This is a genomic window from Virgibacillus carmonensis (assembly GCF_057836705.1).
Map to the genome: position 1 here is coordinate 1 of NZ_JBYQFJ010000378.1, position 533 is coordinate 533.

General features: G+C 36.8%; 1 protein-coding gene. It reads left to right on the forward strand.

The genetic code is table 11. The features are described 5' to 3' along the window. Nucleotides 1-533: FAD-dependent oxidoreductase (locus tag AC3G7N_RS22455; protein ID WP_489424314.1), on the forward strand; the 533-nt coding region annotated here is incomplete at both ends.

Sequence of the window (533 nt, forward strand, 5' to 3'; positions counted from 1 at the left end):
GGTACAGGCTATATCGGATTGGAACTTGGACAACTATTTCATAATTTAGGTTCAGAAGTCACGCTTATACAAAGAAGTGATCGCCTTTTAAAAGAGTATGACTCGGAAATTTCAGAATCCGTAGAAAGTACCATTATCCAAAAGGGTATAAACCTTATTAAAGAGGCAACTTATGAGCGTGTTGAACAAGTTGGAGAGGCAAAAAAGGTTTATATAACTGTAGATGGTAAGAAAAAAGTCGTGGAATCAGAGCATTTACTTGTTGCAACAGGAAGAAAACCAAATACGGATTCTTTAAATTTAAGTGCAGCGGGGGTTGAAGTCGGAAAACGAAACGAAGTCCTGATAAATGAATATGCTAGTACAAATAATGGGAAGATTTATGCAGCAGGAGATGTAACATTAGGACCTCAATTTGTCTATGTAGCAGCGTATGAAGGTGGAATTGTTGCCGATAATGCGATAGGTGGGTTAAATAAAAAATTAAATTTATCCGTTATACCTGCTGTCACGTTTATAAATCCATCGATTGC